This is a genomic window from Bacillus sp. OV166 (genome assembly GCF_900177675.1).
Taxonomy (GTDB): Bacteria; Bacillota; Bacilli; order Bacillales; family Cytobacillaceae; genus Neobacillus.
The window spans coordinates 551436-569165 of the sequence record NZ_FXWM01000002.1 but is presented as its reverse complement, the minus strand read 5'-3'; the positions used below and the strand labels follow the sequence as shown (position 1 = coordinate 569165).

Sequence of the window (17730 nt, the reverse complement as noted above, 5' to 3'; positions counted from 1 at the left end):
AGGGATTAAAAGCATGAGAAAATCCTTTATAAAAGAGTTCAGCAAGAGTTTATATAGCAACAAGTGAAAAACTTTAAAATTTACTAGATATCATGTAATAAAGATAACTAGAGTTATCAAGAAAGAGAGGGATGTGGAGGTATGGAGCAAAAGAAAATTGTCATTATTGGAGCTGGAGTTGTTGGATGTAGTACTGCCTATTATTTAAGCAAAATGGGCCAACGGAATATAACAGTTATTGAACAAGGGCCATTATTTGAAACAGGAGGATCAACATCACATGCTCCTGGGCTTGTGTTTCAACTTAATTCGTCAAAAATTTTAACTACATTAGCTAACCAAACAGTGGAGGCTTTCAAAGAGCTAAGCAGTGAGGAACAACCTTCATTCTATACGGTAGGTAGTATCGAAGTTGCACAGACCCCTGAACGTTTTGAGGATTTGAAACGAAAAGCAGGAATAGGGAAGTCATGGGGAATGGATGCATATATACTTTCTCCAGAAGAATGTGCACAGAAGTGTACACTAATTAACCCAGATAATATTTTAGGCGGTCTGTATGTACCATCAGATGGAATTGCTAAGCCTCTTCGTGCTGTTGATAAGATGGCTAGTTTTGCTGAATCTTGTGGTGCCAAGTTCCTCGGACATACCGAAGTGACGGGTATAGAGGTTGTAAATGATGAAGTAAAGGCAGTCGAAACTAGTGCTGGAAGATTTGAAGCTGATTTGATCATTTGTTGTGCTGGTTTCTGGGGACCACGTATCGGTGAAATGGTGGGAGTGACTATTCCTCTTCAAGCAATAGCCCATCAATATGTATATTCGAATGATCTACAAGAACTTGCTAATGAAACAGAAGAGGTAACAGCCCCTCTTATCCGCCATCAAGATAGTGCTATGTACTATCGTCAAGTATTCAATGGATTAGGTATTGGTTCTTATCAACATCGACCATTGCCTGTCGAGGTCAGCGAAATCACTAAATATAGTGAATCCAAAGAGATGCCATCCGTTAAAGAGTTTACACCGGAAGATTTTGAAAAGCCATGGCAAGATGCGCTTAAACTCATTCCAGGTTTAAAAAAAGCAGGATGGAAAAGAGGAATAAATGGAATCTTCTCGTTTACACCTGATGGTATGCCTTTGTTAGGAGAATCACAAAAAATACATGGATTTTGGGTAGCAGAAGCTATTTGGGTAACCCATTCTGCTGGTGTTGGTAAAGCAATGGCTGAATGGATTGTGAATGGAGCACCAGCCCTTGATTTAGAGTTATGCGACATTAATCGTTTTGACACATATGCTCAAAGCCCAGCTTATTATAAAAAGCGTTCTATTGAAAATTATGAAAAAGTATACGATATTCATCATCCATTTATGCCTCCAGAAACTTCACGTGATATGCGAGTAAGTCCTTATCATAGTCGCCAAAAAACATTAGGTGCCTATTTTAGTGAAAAATCTGGATGGGAACAACCTCAATGGTATGAAGCAAATGATTCTCTTGTTGCAAAGTATGAAAAAAGTATATTGAAGCGTGAGGGATGGGTAGCTCAATACTGGTCTCCAATTACTGAAGCAGAACAGCTTCATACAAGTCAATATGCCGGACTTTATGATGTGACAGCAACGAAAAAACGTTTAAAAGTTAGTGGTGAAGGAGCAGTTGAGTTTTTACAGACACTCACAACAAGCAATATCGATATTCCAATCGGTCATTTGACAACTACACTTATGCTGCATGAATTAGCTGGTATAAAAGATCAGATAAAAGTAATCCGTTTAAAAGCCACAACATTTTTTGTTCTTTGTACAGGAGCCGTTGAAGCAAGTTGGATTAAAAAACACGTCTCAGCATCAGGCCGGGTTTTGGTTCAAGATCTTACAGCTGGAATGTGCGGCCTTAGTTTAATAGGACCTAAGGCAAACCAGATAATGCAATCTCTTGCTCCGGATACTTTTGCAAAAAGTAAATGGGAGATGGCGAGAGCGAAAGAATTATTTATCGGCAATGTTCCAGTTTTAGCAGTATATGACTCATATTTAGGGACAGAAGGATGGGAGTTGTTTACTACTTTTGATCAAGGCTTACAATTGTGGGATGTGTTAATTGAATCGGGACGTCCATATCAGGTCATAGCTGCAGGTGATCGTGCACTTGAAAACCTTCGAATCGAATCACTTTTAATTAGAAGTGGTAAAGACTTTTGGAGTGAACATGATCCTTATGAGGTAGGACTTGAAAATATGATAGATCTAAATAAATCAATTTTTATTGGAAAAGAAGCATTGATTGTTCGAAAGGAAAAGGGATCTAGTATAGTGTTAACAAAATTAATGATAGAAGCTCCATCTAGGGTTGTAATGGGGTATGAGCCAGTTCTTTGTAGAAATAAGGCAGTTGGATTTGTGACCAGTGCTGGATATGGATACAGCATAGGTAAGGGAATTGTGTATGCACTATTAGCACCTGAAGTTGTAAATGAAGGAAGCGAATTAAGTATTGAATACTTTGGAGAACGCTACACAGCTCAAATAATAACCGAATCAGCTGTATTTTCACAAAATAATAAAATCAATAGCAGGAGGATTGTACATGTCAAAACAATATGATGTTATTGTTATCGGGTTAGGAGCTATGGGTAGTACAACTGCTTATCAATTAGCAAAGAGGGGGCAACGTGTACTAGGACTTGATCAGTTTGGTCCTGCACATGACCAAGGATCAAGCCACGGCGGTTCACGAATCATTCGACAATCTTATTTTGAAGATCCTGCCTATGTTCCATTATTGCTTCGTGCATATGAATTATGGGATGAGATAAAGAGAGAAAGTGGAGAAGAGGTTATGACTGTTACAGGAGGCCTCATGATGGGACTACCTGATAGTCTAACTGTATCCGGGAGTATTAATAGTTCGAAACAGTGGAATCTGGCTTATGAGGTTCTGGAGGCGGAGGATATTCGCAGGCGTTTCCCGGTGTTTAACCCTTCACCTAATACTATAGCTTTATATGAAGAAAAGGCTGGATTTGTCAGACCTGAACTAAGTGTATATACCCATCTTCTTCAAGCAGAGAAGCATGGTGCGGATCTTCGATTCTTTGAATCTGTTCAATCTTGGGAAGCACATCCTTCTGGTGAAGGTGTACGTGTTGTTACAAGTAATGGAACATATGAAGCTGGAAAAATAGTTATTTCGGCAGGAGCATGGGCACCACAGTTATTAAAAGATTTAGGGGTAAGCTTACAAGTAGAACGACATATTCAAATGTTTTTTGAACCAACGGGAGGAATTGAGCCATTCCGTATTGGAAAACAACCAATTTATATATGGGAAGCAGATGACAATGTGCAATTATATGGTTTTCCTTCTACAGGTATTGGGGCTGAAGGGGCAAAAATTGCATTTTTCCGCAAGGGAGTAGCGTGTACACCAGAAACAATTGACCGAAACGTATATGACTATGAAGTGGAAATGATGAGAGATTATATAGCTAAAGGTATTCCACAGTTAAACGGACGCTTTTTACAAGGAAAAACATGTATGTATACAAACACACCTGACGAACATTTTGTTATTTCTCCGTATCCTGATCATCCTCAGGTGGCTGTTGCAGCTGGATTCTCAGGACATGGATTTAAGTTTGCTAGTGTTGTAGGAGAAATTTTAGCAGACTTAGTGATAGATGGAAAAACAAAACATCCAATTGATTTATTTAGTCCGCAACGCTTTGCATATCAATAAAATATCTATTAATTCGTATAGATACTTATCCATAAATAAATCTATTCTTTTAGAAGAAGAAAGAAGGGAGAATGAAAGGTTATGGAACATGTTGTTATAAATAATGTAGGTAAAATCAGATCAACATTAAAAGGAGAACTATATACATCCCCTGATATTTTTGAACTAGAGAAAAAGAATATTTTTGGAAAATCATGGATTTTAGCTGGATATGAATATGAAGTAGCTGAGCCAGGTGAGTATATCACAACAAAGGTTGAGGGAGAAAATATTTTGATTGTTAGGGGCAAAGACCGTGTGCTACGTGCCTTCTTAAATGTATGCCGTCATCGTGGAGCAACACTTTGCAGTGACCCTTGCGGAAAGACGGGAGTGATCCGCTGTCCATACCATTCCTGGAGTTATGGTCTTGATGGGTCCTTACTCGGAGTTCCGAATACAAGTGAATGCCGTCAAGAGTTAGTTGAAAATGAAAATTACGGCTTAGAGCCTGTACACCTTCAAATATGGCATGGAATGATTTGGCTGAACGTATCGGAAAATCCACTGCTGGTTGAACAACAATTAAACACGCAAATATTTGAACGTTTTGGTGAGCTTGAGACATTCTCTCGATATCAAATTCAAAATTTAAGAGTGGCTCATCGCAAAGAGTACGATGTAAAGGCGAATTGGAAGATTATTGTGGAAAATTTCCAAGAATGTTATCACTGTTCTGCCATTCACCCTGAATTAACAGCAACTCTTCCAGAATTTCGTTCAGGAATCGGGACCCAAAACGGGGGCGGCGGGGGAGCGAAGTTTAATGATGAGCTGGAAGCTTTCTCAATAAGCGGCAAAGGAAATCGTCCAATGCTAAAAGGGCTGTTTCCAGAAGATGACCGTTTATATTATGGAATGACCATTCTCCCGCTCGTATTCATCAATTTAACGCCAGATCATGTCATTGTTCATCGTATTATTCCAATTAGTGCGGAGAAATCTAAAGTTATTTGTGAATGGTTATTTGATCCGGAAGAAATGGAAAAACCAGACTTCGATCCAATGAACGCGGTTGAATTATTTCATCGTGTAAACAAACAGGATTTCGATGCTTGCGGGTGGTGTCAAGAAAACATGAAATCAAAAGCATACAAAAATGGTGGAATCTTAGTTCCAATTGAACAGCATGTTTCTAAGTTTTATAGCTATGTATTAGAATCAATTGATTTGAAAGCTCAATAATAACTATTCAGGTTTGGCACGTACTATCTTCTAGATGAGCTATGCATAATTGTGTCAAACCTTTTATCAAAAATCCACTTCTTACATATAAGAAAGGAGAAATGATATGAGAAAAAATTCTAAATCGCTAGAGCCAATTATTCGTGTTTCCGATGTTTCAAAAGTGTTTGGGCGTCAAAAAGAGCAAGCGCTTGAACTTCGAAGGTCAGGAATAAGCAAGGATGAGGTAGAACAAGAAACAAAGACAACGGTTGCCATATTTAATGCTAATTTCGAAGTGAAAAAGGGAGAAACGTTTGTTTTAATTGGATTATCTGGCAGTGGGAAATCGACGTTGCTTCGATGTTTAAATGGTCTTATTAAACCAACAGAAGGCATGGTATTTCTCGAAAATGACGATATTGCACATATTGCCAAGAAGCAGCTTCAGCAAATACGAAGAAATAAAATGGGGATGGTCTTTCAAAATGTTGGACTTTTACCAAACCGTACCGTCATTGATAATGTGACATTTGGGTTAGAAATACAAGGTGTGCCAGCAAATCAAAGAGAGAAAAAAGGGAAAGATGCGCTTGAAATGGTTGGATTAAATGGTCAGGCGTATAAGCGAATTTATGAGCTTTCAGGAGGGATGCAGCAGCGTGTCGGCTTAGCAAGAGCACTTGCATCTAATCAAGAAATTTTACTGATGGATGAACCTTTCTCAGCCCTTGACCCACTTATCCGTCGCGAAATGCAAAAGTTGTTCCTTGATATTCAAGGAGAAATACAGAAAACCGTTATTTTTGTGACCCATGATTTAGATGAAGCACTCACTTTAGGGCACCGCGCGGCAGTCATGAAAGACGGAGAGATTGTGCAGCTTGGAACAGCAGAAGATATTCTAAGCCAACCTGCAACAGAGTACGTAAAACAGCTTGTACAAGATGTCGATTACAGTAAAATTCGTCTGGCAAAGAGCGCCATGATTCCTGTTGAAGTCTTTGCTTACGAAAATGAATTACCACAAGTGGTGTTACGGAGAATGAAAACGAACAATCTTTCTACCATTTTTGTTTTAACTGATCAGGGTCATCTATTAGGTTTATTGCATATTCACCAAGTTGTGGAACTCATTGAATTTCATAAACGGGATTTAAGAGGAAAAGTAGTTGACCACCAACAACATCAAGTTCATCCAGATATGTCTTTACGAGAGGTTATCCCTTTATTTGTAAATAATAATCTTCCGGTAGCGGTGGTTGATCGTCAAAATCACTTAATAGGAATGATCTTACAAAGTACGCTGATTGCTAGTTTAACAGAACGAGTAGAAGTGGCTGCGGAGAAGGATGTTGAATTCTTTCAAATGGAGGTGGAGCAAAGATGACGATGGTTTCCTCAATTATACCTCATATTCCTCTAGATCAATGGGCTAATTCTTTTGTAGATTATATAACTGATCGTTTTTCAGGGCTATTTAATGTAATAAATGACATCATGACAAGTGTAATTGGTGGTCTTGAATGGATGTTAACGACACCTTCTTCACTGGTTATGGTGGTGATTCTTGTAGTACTTGCCTGGTGGTTAACGGATTGGAAAATAGCCACATTCACAACTTTGGGTTTACTTCTCATTATAAGTTTAGAATTATGGGAGGCAGCTATGCTGACGTTATCTCTCGTTCTAGCTTCCACTATGATTTCTCTTCTATTTGGTGTTCCTTTAGGTATTCTTTCTTACCGTCTTGATAGAGTGAGAGCTATTGTCATGCCTTTGCTCGATATTATGCAAACAATGCCTGCTTTTGTTTATTTAATCCCAGCTGTTCTTCTGTTTGGTTTAGGTAATGTGACAGCTCTCATTGCCACTTGTATTTTTGCGATGCCTCCGGCGGTACGCTTAACATTACTAGGACTTCAACAAGTTCCGCAAACGACTTTGGAGGCAGCTGAAGCTTTTGGGGCGACTGAATGGCAAAAGTTAATCAAAGTCCAGCTGCCATTAGCTTTACCAATGATTATGTCAGGTGTGAATCAAGTGATTATGTTATCCCTTTCGATGGTTGTTATTTCATCGATGGTAGGAGCTGGCGGACTGGGAGCTGAGGTGTTAAGAAGTATCAGTATGCTCGATGTTGGTTTAGGTTTCATCGGTGGTATTTCTGTTGTTATTATCGCAATTATTTTAGATCGAATGACAAACTTTAAAGCTCAGAAAAAAAGAAGTATTCAATCGTGAATTAAAACAGATAGGAGTGAGGATATATTGAAACAAACAAAAAAACTTTTCATTATTATTTCAAGCATATTAATGATGGTGTTGGTAACTGCCTGTGGAAGTAATAGTACAACGAGCAGTGAAGAAACAAATATAACACAGGTGGAGCCAAAAGAAGGGGGAAATAAGGGGAAGGAAATAACCATTGGTTACATACCGTGGGATGAAGATGTTGCTGTTACCTTTTTATGGAAGACGTTATTAGAGGAAAAAGGGTATAAGGTTAAAGTGGTTTTGGCGGATGTTGCTCCTATCTTCTCTGGGGTGGCTCAAGGAAATATTGATTTATTTCTAGATGTTTGGATGCCATCTACACATTCTACCTACATGGATAAGTTTGGTGATAACTTAGAAGTACTTGGTACGTGGTACGAACAAGCCGATAACGGACTGGCAGTGCCGGATTATATGGATGTTCAATCAATAGAAGATTTAAAAAGCCTAAAGGATGAACTAGAAGGAAAAATCATTGGAATCGAACCAGGGGCGGGTTTAATGCGTCTAAGTAGAGAAGCGATACATGGTTATGGATTAGATGATTGGGCATTAGTTGAAAGCAGCACACCGGCCATGATGGCAGAACTGGACAAAGCTGTATCAAACAAACAGCCGATTGTTGTCACATTATGGCGTCCTCACTGGGCATTTGAAAAATATAATCTGCGTTATTTAGATGATTCTAAAAAACTCATGAATCCAAACGGAGCAGAAGGACTTCAAATGATCGGCCGCCAAGAATTCTCAACCGATTACCCTGAAGTCGCTAAATGGCTTGGAGAGTTTACGATTACCTCCGATCAATTAGCAAAGCTAGAATCCGAGATTAATAATGAAAAAAATGAAACGGAAGGTGTGAAACAATGGCTTTCTGACAATAAAACGGTTGCAGATGCCTGGTTGAAATAATGGTTGTAATCGTTAAATGAACCAAAAGATTATAGAAGATAACCAAGTTTAAAATAGCATTGCGGGAGGTCAAAATGGATGAAACTAAGAGAACAATTACCAGAATTAACAGGTGCAACTGCATGGATTAACGAGGTAGTATCAAATGAACAATTAGTTGGGGAAAAGGCAACCTTAATCCATTTCTGGTCTGTAAGCTGCTACTTATGCAAAGAGACCATGCCAGAAATAAATGAATTGCGAGATGAATACGTTGATGATTTAAATGTTGTAGCTGTTCATATGCCTCGTTCAGAAGATGACCTAGATATAAATGTAATTGAAGCAATGGCAATGGGTCATGACATTACACAACCTATATTCATAGACAGTGAACATAAATTAACGGTTGCATTCGAAAATAAATATGTTCCAGCTTACTACTTATTTGATAAAGAAGGAAAACTCCGTCATTTTCAAGCTGGAGGAAGCGGTATGCCAATGCTTCGTAAACGTATTGAACGTGTATTAAATGAAAATAAACATAAACTAAATTACTAACCAAATAGGTTCCCAATATTAATGATAGAAAAACAGATAAGAAGATAAGAAGATAAGAAGGATCCTACTAGAAACATTCGAACTCACTAGCAGTAAGGTCTTTAATGGGTACTATCAGGACGGCGCGGAAACGCGCCTCCTACTTAAAGAATATGCCAAACAAGTCATCGATAATGCTAAGACACTTGGTGAAGTATTAAAAGGAGAAGGTGGATCCCTAGTTTCAGGTTGAACAGATAATCATATTGTACTAATGGATGTGCGTCCATTGGATTTAACAGGAAAAGAAGCAGAGCAGTTACTTGAAGAGGTCGGTTTAACTGTAAATCACACCACCGTCCATATAGGGTGAAAGAAATAGTGATGGAGGGATCATGATGGAAATTCGGTCTATGAATGAACTGATTGATATTTGTATACAGGAAAAGAAAACAATTGGTGAAATAATGCTAATGATTGAAGTAGCGAAAACAGGGAAAGATCAAGAGACGATTACCAGCATGATGGAAGAACGATTAATCAAAATGAAGGAAGCTGTTGATAGTGCTATTGTAGATACCTCTACTGCACCAAGTGGAATTTCCGGCGGTGATGCAGTAAAAATGAAGGATTATGTAAATCAAGGTAAAGCCCTGACCGGACATTACATAAGGGATGCAATGACTTTTTCGCTTGCGACTTCTGAATGTAATGCACGGATGGGGGTCATTGTAGCAACTCCAACAGCAGGCGCAGCAGGTATTTTACCTGGAGCATTGTTTTCGCTTCATAAGAATGATGGCACTTCTTATAAAGATTTAGTTATGGGATTGTTTACCGCAAGTGCACTTGGTTATATATTTTCTGAGCGGCGTGGACCAAGATAACAGGAGTTATCATTAATGTTAATGCGTAGTGTTAATTTTAGGGTTAATATTACCATTAACTAATTTATGTAACCTCTGTACATAGGTAGGTAACGTGTTAGGGTGAAGGTATCAAATTACACATTACACAAGTGCTGGGAGGTATTAGATGTATAGTAGAGAACGTAATTAACGAGTACATGGGCGTTAATTTTATGATTAACATTAATATTAATATTAGCATTAACTTCATGGGGTGACTACCTGGGAGGGCGTACAAATCATATGGAGGATGATACAAATGGCAAAATTGTCCTTGTTGAAGTGAAATTTAAAAATCAATCGACCGTGTTCGCAAAAGACGAACATATGCGTGAGACTTCATTGGAAAAATTGGCTAGCTTAAAACCAGTTTTCAAAAAAAATGGAACCGTAACCGCGGGAAATGCCTGCGGACGAAATGATGGTGCAAGTGCCATCGTTTTGATGACCAAAGAAAAAGCTCAAGGATTGGGGTTAAAACCTCTAGCCAAGGTTAAGGGCTGGGCAACAGTAGGTGTCGATCCACAATATATGGGAATCGGTCCAGTTCCAGCCGTTTCATTACTATTAAATAGGTCTGGACTGCAAATGGTCGACATAGGGCTGATAGAATTAAATGAAGCCTTCGCTGCCCAGGCTCTTGCTGTTGCTGTTATGAACTACAGGCGGCTCCAGATCTCAGGACGTTGTTCTGGTTATATCGAATGGAAGTTGTTCACTACAAGTATTCTTAGGATACGGCTTTTGTGTACTTGTGTACACCTCCGACTGTCTTTTCCCTACCAATATTTTAATAATAGTTTCAAAATATATTTCAACATATATGTCATTATATCTTATATGTTGAAATATAAATTATCTTTAACCTTGTTGACTATATCATCATTATTATTAAAATATACTTTTATAGATATTTACTATTGGAAAAAGTTAACGTTATTGTTTCTTAAACATCTTTATTTTTCATATACTGATTAGCTATAAAGACATATCTTGGGTTTTATTTGGAGGCCAACTCACCAAGTTTTGTTCAAAATTATCAAAAAACCAAAGAAAAAAGCCATTCGTTTCTCTATTAGAGGCGAATGGCTTTAAATAATAATTGTATGTTCTCTGATCATAGAGACAATCTCTTCAAAAGAATATTTATGGTTTACTACATCAACTGTAAAATCTTGTTCTTCTTCAATCCCCATTGTCCATCTATAATGATTAATCTTTAGAAATACAATGAGTGAAGCAAGTGCAGTTCGTTTGTTAGCATTGTGAAAAGCATGATTCTTTGCTATTGATTCGAAAAGTGCAGCAGCTTTTTCATAAATAGTTGGATATGCATCCATTCCAAATGCAGATTGCAAAGGACGATTAATGGCGGAATCCAATAAGCTCGGATCTTTTACGCCTACAGGTTCTAGTGGTGAATAAAGATGAATTTGAACGGTATTAATGGCAATAACTTGATTTGTCGTTAGGTATACAATATTGTCATTTATCACCTGTCTACAAGCCCTTTAAATGCCTTATCATGTTCTTTTATCACATCATTTAAAATATCCATAAATTCAGCATCTACACCATCTGGGAGTTCCAGTTGTTCTTTCTTTCGTAAAATTATTTTTCCATCCTTTACCTCTATTTGTACATCATCACCTTGTGCCAACCCAACTTGTCTTAATAATTCAGGAGGTAATGTGATACCAAAACTATTGCCGATCTTTGTAACCTTTCTTTCAATTTGTTCCAATCATACCACCCCTTAAATATAACTGTTATAACGATTATAACGTATAAACTATAGTAATTAATAGCACTTATTAAGTCAAATTGGATGATATCTGGTAAATTAATGGAAAAAGATAAATAAATCCAACTTTTTCCAAAGTTTATTAACTACTTGTTGCCTATAAGCGATGTATATCTTAGAACTTGAAAGGATAAACGAGTCACCCTCGGACGTTGTTAATTGGGAATAAAAAGGATTAAAATAATTTGATTTTGTTTTGGGGGTTAGGAGGTAGGTGGGTTAATGGCACATAGGATAAAACCTTCAATCACATATGTTTTTACCTCACCTGTTTCTTTCGCTTCCTTTTACTAGGTTTTTGACCACCTTATGACCAATTACTGTAATAAAAACCATTTTTATGCCACTTTCATTTATCGTGGGCGTGTAGGGAATGAATTTTGATCATATGCCAGAGTTACATTGGAAATACGGGTATTTTGTCACTCTTGGGGTAATGGCGATCATTGTCATAGTCATGATTTTTTGGTTTAACAAAAAAGGCTGGCTATTTAAAAAGTAACGAGTATAGGGGTCAGACCCACTCAGCTTGTTTGTTTTAAGGAAAGGTCATCAAGTAACTGGGGATAACTGGCATCGGTCTTTTTGACCGCGAATCACTTTAGTCACGTTCCCATTCCCACACGGAGGTTTTATACCATAGAGCGTTTCTATTGGACAGTTCCCCGGTTTCCCGTGGAGGTATTGGTCCTACGTCAAGAAAACGGACAAAATAAATTGGAATTTCTTTATTAAAAACACTACCGCGCTTCGCTTGCTAACCTGCTGGAATAGTGACACTTTTATAAGTGTCACTATTCCAGCAGGAAAATGGGCACAATTAAGCTTTTTGTACCTTTAAAAAGTATTGATTTTCAAACATATTTGGCGAAACATATCCCAAAGTAGAATGGATACGTTTTGAATTATAAAATCCAACCAAGTAATTAAAAATACTCATTATTGCTTCGTCACGAGTTCTATATTTCTTTTGATAAATTAATTCTTTCTTAAGTGATAATCAATAGATGCATATTGACTTCCGCGATTTGAATTTGTTGTCGCTTTAAACTTCTTAACAATCTTTGAACGTATTGATCCTCGCTCATAATACGTTGAACCGTTCTTTCAGAAGTGATAATCCCTTCATTTTTCAATTGTTTATGAATTTTAGGACTGCCATAAATCTGAAATGAATCTCTATGAACACGTATAACCTCTTTAGTCAACTCTTGTCGTCGCTTTGCCTGGTTACTAAGAGGGCGTTTGAGCCAGTCATAATAACCACTTTTTGATACTCCTAACACCTCGCACATCTTCACCACTCGAAACAAATTATCATGTTCCTTAATAAACTTATAAATTACTTCGGGTTTTTCGTGAAGATGTGCATCGCCTTTTTAAAATTTCATTCTCCTTTTCAAGATCCTTAATTTTTTTTCTAAATCTTTTTGTAACTTCAAATCGGGATGTACATTTCCACTTCCAATAATTCCAGTTTCTTTCTGATCTCTATAAATCCTAACCCATCTTCTTCTATTGGACAGTTTCCCGGTTTCCCGTGGAGGTATTGTCCCATAGAGGATTGCCCTTGGATTCACCAAACCTGTCCGAATGAGTCTTTATAGTATTCAAAAATTAGTACAGAAAACACCAAAGTTTACGAAAAGAGCCATTTTTTATAAGCCTCTGTAGGTTTTATTAGTTATCATAGCACTTTTGGATGGCTTCCGGAACATCTTGGTTATAAACCAGTTTCCAAGCGTCAAGGAGATTTTCTTTTGTTACTTTTAGAGCAGGGACAGCTACATAGGCTGGTGCTTGTTTGCCAAGCAGCGCATACCCTGCCAAGATTGCTTCGGCGACTCCCTGATGGTATGGCATTTGGGCGCCCAATCCCTTGATAAGTCCATCTTTGGCCATTTCTAAAGCTGCAGTAGCACCTAAATCAATCGTCGTGATGACCAAATTATCTCTTCCTGCGGCACGGGCCGCAGCCAATGCTCCTTCATTTCTTTCATCCGATATTGATTTTTCTCCTCTGAAAGCTAAATTTGATCCTTACAGACTAAATAGTAAGTTTTTTGGCTCTGGTGCAAAAATAAATTTTCGAAAAGAGAAAACGGTCACCATGAAAAGAGGCCGACTTCAGCGTGAATCCGGCCTCTCCCATAAAAAAATTCATATACGGTAATATTGGGGTTGATGACTCTTGTCACCGGTATAATCGAACTAATTAAAAGTACTTTTGAATCGCATCCGGAGGATCTTGACGATAAGCCAGTTTCCAAACCTTTAAGACATTTTCTTTTGTTACTTTCATTGCTGGTACAACATAGAATGGAGCTACTTCCTTACCAAGTAATGAATATCCCGCAATAATTGCTTGAGCAACTCCATTTTCATAAGGTAATTGCGCTCCAAGACCTTTTATATTTCCTTCAGAAGCAATTTGAAGTGCCACATTACTTCCCAAATCAACTGTAGTAATGACTATATCATTTATCCCTGCTTTACGAGCTGCAGCTAGTGCTCCTTCCGCTGGTTCATCCCAAATTGCAAAAATACCATCTAAATCTGGATTTCTTGCTAACATACCAACATATTATTATATTAATGGGATTTCAGAGAGAAGGAATTTTTAGGCGATATATTCATCAAAATAGAGTATCATATGCAGACATTTGTATTTAAGAAAAAATAATATAAATATTCTTATAAATACATTGAAGGCATAAACATTATTTAATAAAATAAACCTAAACAATTCGGGAGGACCTAACGCTAAAAATTGTATCGATCTAACAAAACAGGAATACATGACGGAAAAACAATTTTCGTTAGCTTACCTTACTGTTTTTGGTTGTCCACCACCCCAAATACTTACATCTCTGCAAGTACTGGCTAAAACCTTGTTAGCTTTAGAAAAACACCTGCGAGATAAAAGTAACATTTGTTCGCTTTAAAATTAGATCAATCTAAAAAAACAATGGGAGGTTACTGGGATGTCATTTTATGATAAGATGTTCAGCACGTTTGGGTATATGGCATTGGAATTAATATTCGGAGTTGATGAAGCATCTTTAAAGGAAGAAGAAAAAAGACAATTGATTCATCTAAGTATTATGTTGGAAAAAAATGCAGCTCTAGGAAGTAAGGTAAGTGAAATTATGAATAGTAATTTGGAAAATGAAGAAAAGTTGGCTTTGTTTTTTAAACTTAAAAATAGTGTAGGAATAGAATAAATTTTAGACAATAATTCTTTAGAATATTACGTAAATTTAAACTATATTAAAGAAATATTTGTTATGATCGTGTAAAGAAAATTACCTTTAGAAAGAGTGTTTTAATTTATGAACAATAGAGGATCAATAAGGGAGAAAAGTATTGTTATTATAGGATTTATGGGAGTGGGAAAAACTACCGTTGGAAAATTGGTTGCGAAGAAGCTCTATAGGGATTTTATTGATATAGATAAGGTTATTGAAAATAGTTTTAATATTCCTATTGTGGATGTTTTTAAACTCATCGGTGAGCAATCATTTCGTGAAAAGGAAAAAGAAATAATTAAGGAAAACTGTACCCAAAAACTAAAGGTAATTTCTTTAGGCGGAGGAGCGTACCTTCAAGAAGAAGTTCGTAAAGTTACATTAGAAAATTGTATAGTAATTTTTTTAGATATTACATGGGAATCATGGAAAGAAAGGCTAAATATTATAATTGATACTAGGCCAGTATTGCACGGGAAAACCACCGAAGAAATCGAAAAGTTGTTTTATCAGAGACAAGCATTATACAATATTCATCATTCCAAACTTGAAACCGACAATCTTAATCCTAACGATATAGCAGACTTTATTGTTGAATCGTTGAAAGTTGCTTATGATATCTATGATCGAAGTTCAAATGGCATTTAACCAAGAATTAAGGCTGCTAGTTGTAGGATCACAAATGGCTGTAAACCATTTAATTCCAAAGGAACATCGAGGAATCGCATTTCTTGGCGTTCCTCGGGATCATCTGCACGGTAGAAAAGAAAGTAAGGGTATAGTAATACACTAATATAAGCTGGTATCGAGGTAGACAAATCATTAATTATCATGAACGATGTAACCCGGGAGGGAGGAGCGAATGCTATCCGCCAGGTTCTCTTGCGGATGCACCTCCTATAGTCTTTTACTTTAACGATTTCGTGGCCCATGGTGTCATGTTGGGATTGATTGATGGAGGAAAAATACCAGGGAAAGATATTACAGTCCTCAGATTTGATAATGTATCAGAATCATATTTATATAATCCTCCCTTGACAACTGTTTCTTCTTTTGCCCTGCAGATCGGTTTTGAAGCTGCCAATCTTTTTCATCAAAGAATTATCGGCCTTGATCGAGACTGCAAAGAATCATCATTAAGCCGGAATTGGTTGTAAGGAGTTCCTCTTAAATGTATATCTGGAGTGAATTCAAAAATATCACCGCAGGATATACATTTCGTTGCTCCTAAAGTTTTTTAATGCCTTGAAATTTAAAATGAGAGAATAGTCACAAAAATTTAAAAAATATGTTCAAACTAATTCTTTTATTATATAATAAATTAAAGATTCAGTAGATCGATCTACTAGAAAAATTGGATCGGTCTAATTTTTAAAGCGGGGGGTGAAAAACAAAAGTGAAAGGTTTTATTCTTGGGTAGTGAGCGTAATTTAAAAGATTGGATATATCAAATAAATATCTATGAAAGTTATCATTGAATTTTGTAAGCGTTATCCGAGTCTTTGATATTCTAGTTTACAAAATTTATAAATTTGATCCCTTTACTATTTTATTTGAGATTCAGTCTAATTACAGTTTACATTTTAATTAAAATGTAATCGCTATCATGTTGTGTATTAGCAAGAGGACAAAAAAGTAGGGAAACCGATAAGGGGGATTTAAATGGCACAAGTAGCACGGAAATCAATGACAATACCATTGAAGAAACCAACGCGCGCTCGCTTCTCAATTTTGGCACTTCTTTTTATCATTACAGCAATCAACTATCTTGATAGAACTAACCTCTCAGTTGCAGCATCTTCCATTCAGAAGGATTTAGGCTTAAATCAGGTTACACTCGGTTTGATCTTTTCGGCTTTTGGCTGGTCCTATGCCTTTATGCAGATTCCAGGCGGCTGGATTTTAGATCGATTTGGTCCTAGGTTAACGTATGCCGTATCGCTTTGTACATGGTCAATCACTACCCTATGCTTAGGGTTTGCAAAAAATTTTGCAGGATTCTTTGGGCTCCGTCTGGCATTAGGTATCACGGAAGCACCTGCATTTCCGACTAACAGTCGTGTTGTAGCTGCTTGGTTTCCAAAACAGGAACGTGCAATGGCTACGGGTGTTTACACTGCAGGTGAATACGTAGGCTTAGCATTCGCGACACCAATTCTATTTTGGCTATTATCGAATTTTGGCTGGCAAATGATCTTTATTGTAACGGGTATTGTGGGAATTCTATTTACATTTGTCTGGGTAAAGTACTATCGTGATCCAAAATACAGCAAAGCTATTAATAAAGAAGAGATGGATTACATACGTGAAGGCGGTGGACTAGCTGAAAATGCTGGTGAGAAACACAAGATCACATGGTCAGAAGTTAAACAACTGCTAAAATACCGTCAAATCTGGGGAATAAGTTTTACACAATTCTCTGTGGCGTCAATGCTGTACTTTTTCTTAACATGGTTCCCAACCTATCTTGTTCAAGAAAAACATATGTCCTTTATCAAAGCCGGCTTTATGGGGTCTCTACCGTATATCGCCGCATGTGTTGGTGTTTTACTGGCGGGAGCTTGGTCGGATAAAATGGTCAAAAGTGGTAAATCCTTAACAGTTGCTAGAAAAACGCCAATCATTACGGGAGCATTAGGTGCATGTTTAATCGTTCTGGCCAACTACACCCAAGTACCTGGCTTAGTAATAGCAATCATGTCTGTTGCCTTTTTCTCACAAGGTATGGCAGCAACTGGGTGGGTTATGGTTTCTGACCTGGCTCCAACTAAACTAGTAGGTTTGGCAGGTGGTATTTTTAACGTCGCCGCTAACCTTTCAGGGATCCTTACTCCAATTATTATCGGTATCATTGTCCAAAAAACACATTCATTTACAGGTGCTTTAATCTATATGGCCGTTCTTGCACTTTCTGGTGCATTATCACTTCTGTTTGTTGTTGGTAAGATCCAGCGTCTGGAGTTAAAAGAATAGTTATTAAGTGGTGAAGAGGATTTATCTACATGTTTTTTCGATAACATTCTTTTAACCAGCATAAAAAGGACTTCCCTCTTGATGGATATGGATTACAATCCTTATCTGATAAGTTGGTGAAGTTCTTTTTTTCGA

General features: G+C 37.3%; 21 protein-coding genes and 1 pseudogene. 15 read left to right on the top strand and 7 right to left on the bottom strand.

Translation table 11 applies throughout. From position 1 onward, the window contains the following. The first annotated feature begins 141 nt into the window (after positions 1-141). The 10 genes from CCK98_RS34540 (at position 142) to CCK98_RS34495 (ending at position 10548) form a co-directional block, all read left to right on the top strand. On the top strand, positions 142-2616 hold the full coding sequence (locus CCK98_RS34540) for an FAD-dependent oxidoreductase (RefSeq protein WP_088091055.1): 2475 nt from the start codon (positions 142-144) through the stop codon (positions 2614-2616). Next, on the top strand, positions 2600-3751 hold the full coding sequence (solA, locus tag CCK98_RS34535; RefSeq protein WP_088091054.1) for an N-methyl-L-tryptophan oxidase: 1152 nt from the start codon (positions 2600-2602) through the stop codon (positions 3749-3751). The genes CCK98_RS34540 and solA overlap by 17 nt, the downstream gene beginning before the upstream one ends. A gap of 81 nt (positions 3752-3832) precedes the next feature. Continuing rightward, positions 3833-4975: an aromatic ring-hydroxylating dioxygenase subunit alpha gene (locus tag CCK98_RS34530; protein WP_088091053.1), complete on the top strand. Its 1143-nt coding sequence runs from the start codon at positions 3833-3835 to the stop codon at positions 4973-4975. A 106-nt stretch (positions 4976-5081) separates the two neighbouring features. Next, positions 5082-6344 carry a glycine betaine/L-proline ABC transporter ATP-binding protein gene (locus CCK98_RS34525; protein ID WP_088091052.1) on the top strand — a complete coding sequence of 421 codons (1263 nt, stop codon included), beginning with the start codon at positions 5082-5084 and terminating at the stop codon, positions 6342-6344. Then, the gene (locus CCK98_RS34520) at positions 6341-7198 is read left to right on the top strand and encodes a proline/glycine betaine ABC transporter permease (RefSeq protein WP_088091051.1); all 858 of its coding nucleotides are present in this window, start codon (positions 6341-6343) and stop codon (positions 7196-7198) included. The genes CCK98_RS34525 and CCK98_RS34520 overlap by 4 nt, the downstream gene beginning before the upstream one ends. 27 nt (positions 7199-7225) lie before the next feature. Continuing rightward, positions 7226-8143 carry a glycine betaine ABC transporter substrate-binding protein gene (locus CCK98_RS34515; RefSeq protein WP_088091050.1) on the top strand — a complete coding sequence of 306 codons (918 nt, stop codon included), beginning with the start codon at positions 7226-7228 and terminating at the stop codon, positions 8141-8143. Between the two features lie 78 nt (positions 8144-8221). Then, positions 8222-8683: a TlpA disulfide reductase family protein gene (locus CCK98_RS34510; RefSeq protein WP_088091049.1), complete on the top strand. Its 462-nt coding sequence runs from the start codon at positions 8222-8224 to the stop codon at positions 8681-8683. Between the two features lie 244 nt (positions 8684-8927). Beyond that, entirely contained in the window at positions 8928-9035 is a 108-nt protein-coding gene (locus CCK98_RS36915) for a hypothetical protein (RefSeq protein WP_306299014.1), read from the top strand. 22 nt (positions 9036-9057) lie between these two features. Continuing rightward, positions 9058-9549 carry an L-serine ammonia-lyase, iron-sulfur-dependent, subunit beta gene (locus CCK98_RS34500; RefSeq protein WP_256942640.1) on the top strand — a complete coding sequence of 164 codons (492 nt, stop codon included), beginning with the start codon at positions 9058-9060 and terminating at the stop codon, positions 9547-9549. A gap of 264 nt (positions 9550-9813) precedes the next feature. Continuing rightward, complete coding sequence (locus CCK98_RS34495) at positions 9814-10548, top strand: hypothetical protein (protein WP_088091047.1); 735 nt, start codon at positions 9814-9816, stop codon at positions 10546-10548. Between the two features lie 113 nt (positions 10549-10661). Here the strand turns inward: CCK98_RS34495 and CCK98_RS34490 are convergent, their stop codons facing one another. Both CCK98_RS34490 and CCK98_RS34485 read right to left on the bottom strand, forming a co-directional pair. Beyond that, on the bottom strand, positions 10662-11066 hold the full coding sequence (locus tag CCK98_RS34490) for a type II toxin-antitoxin system death-on-curing family toxin (RefSeq protein WP_373408557.1): 405 nt from the start codon (positions 11064-11066) through the stop codon (positions 10662-10664). Then, positions 11063-11314 carry an AbrB/MazE/SpoVT family DNA-binding domain-containing protein gene (locus CCK98_RS34485; RefSeq protein WP_088091046.1) on the bottom strand — a complete coding sequence of 84 codons (252 nt, stop codon included), beginning with the start codon at positions 11312-11314 and terminating at the stop codon, positions 11063-11065. Before CCK98_RS34485 ends, CCK98_RS34490 begins: the two co-directional genes overlap by 4 nt. Positions 11315-11690: 376 nt before the next feature. Here CCK98_RS34485 and CCK98_RS34480 point away from each other — a divergent pair. Next, positions 11691-11876 (top strand): annotated as a pseudogene (locus tag CCK98_RS34480) (CorA family divalent cation transporter); the annotation flags it as partial. A 318-nt stretch (positions 11877-12194) separates the two neighbouring features. Here CCK98_RS34480 and CCK98_RS37185 read toward each other — a convergent pair. The 4 genes from CCK98_RS37185 to CCK98_RS34460 all read right to left on the bottom strand — a co-directional run bounded on the left by CCK98_RS37185 (position 12195) and on the right by CCK98_RS34460 (position 13949). Further along, a complete protein-coding gene (locus CCK98_RS37185; protein WP_373408556.1) occupies positions 12195-12314 on the bottom strand; it encodes an IS3 family transposase in 120 nt (39 codons plus the stop codon). Between the two features lie 49 nt (positions 12315-12363). Further along, positions 12364-12669, bottom strand: coding sequence for an IS3 family transposase (locus CCK98_RS34470; protein ID WP_142292263.1), 306 nt, complete (start codon positions 12667-12669; stop codon positions 12364-12366). Between the two features lie 385 nt (positions 12670-13054). After that, positions 13055-13354, bottom strand: a complete 300-nt coding sequence (locus CCK98_RS34465) for a hypothetical protein (protein ID WP_306299007.1) — start codon at positions 13352-13354, stop codon at positions 13055-13057. A 235-nt stretch (positions 13355-13589) separates the two neighbouring features. Further along, on the bottom strand, positions 13590-13949 hold the full coding sequence (locus tag CCK98_RS34460; protein ID WP_088091043.1) for a substrate-binding domain-containing protein: 360 nt from the start codon (positions 13947-13949) through the stop codon (positions 13590-13592). 409 nt (positions 13950-14358) lie between these two features. On the opposite strand from CCK98_RS34460, the gene CCK98_RS34455 reads away from it, so the two are divergent. Together CCK98_RS34455 and CCK98_RS34450 are read left to right on the top strand one after the other, a co-directional pair. Further along, positions 14359-14598: a hypothetical protein gene (locus tag CCK98_RS34455; protein WP_088091042.1), complete on the top strand. Its 240-nt coding sequence runs from the start codon at positions 14359-14361 to the stop codon at positions 14596-14598. 108 nt (positions 14599-14706) lie between these two features. Further along, positions 14707-15270, top strand: a complete 564-nt coding sequence (locus CCK98_RS34450) for a shikimate kinase (protein WP_088091041.1) — start codon at positions 14707-14709, stop codon at positions 15268-15270. On the opposite strand, the gene CCK98_RS34445 is transcribed toward CCK98_RS34450, so the two are convergent. Beyond that, positions 15267-15455, bottom strand: a complete 189-nt coding sequence (locus CCK98_RS34445; protein ID WP_088091040.1) for a hypothetical protein — start codon at positions 15453-15455, stop codon at positions 15267-15269. The two genes, CCK98_RS34450 and CCK98_RS34445, sit on opposite strands and share 4 nt — an antisense overlap. On the opposite strand from CCK98_RS34445, the gene CCK98_RS35935 reads away from it, so the two are divergent. Beyond that, entirely contained in the window at positions 15417-15779 is a 363-nt protein-coding gene (locus CCK98_RS35935) for a substrate-binding domain-containing protein (protein WP_088091039.1), read from the top strand. The genes CCK98_RS34445 and CCK98_RS35935 overlap by 39 nt on opposite strands. Before the next feature lie 505 nt (positions 15780-16284). Next, positions 16285-17595, top strand: coding sequence for an MFS transporter (locus CCK98_RS34435; protein ID WP_088091038.1), 1311 nt, complete (start codon positions 16285-16287; stop codon positions 17593-17595). The last annotated feature ends 135 nt before the right edge of the window (positions 17596-17730 follow it).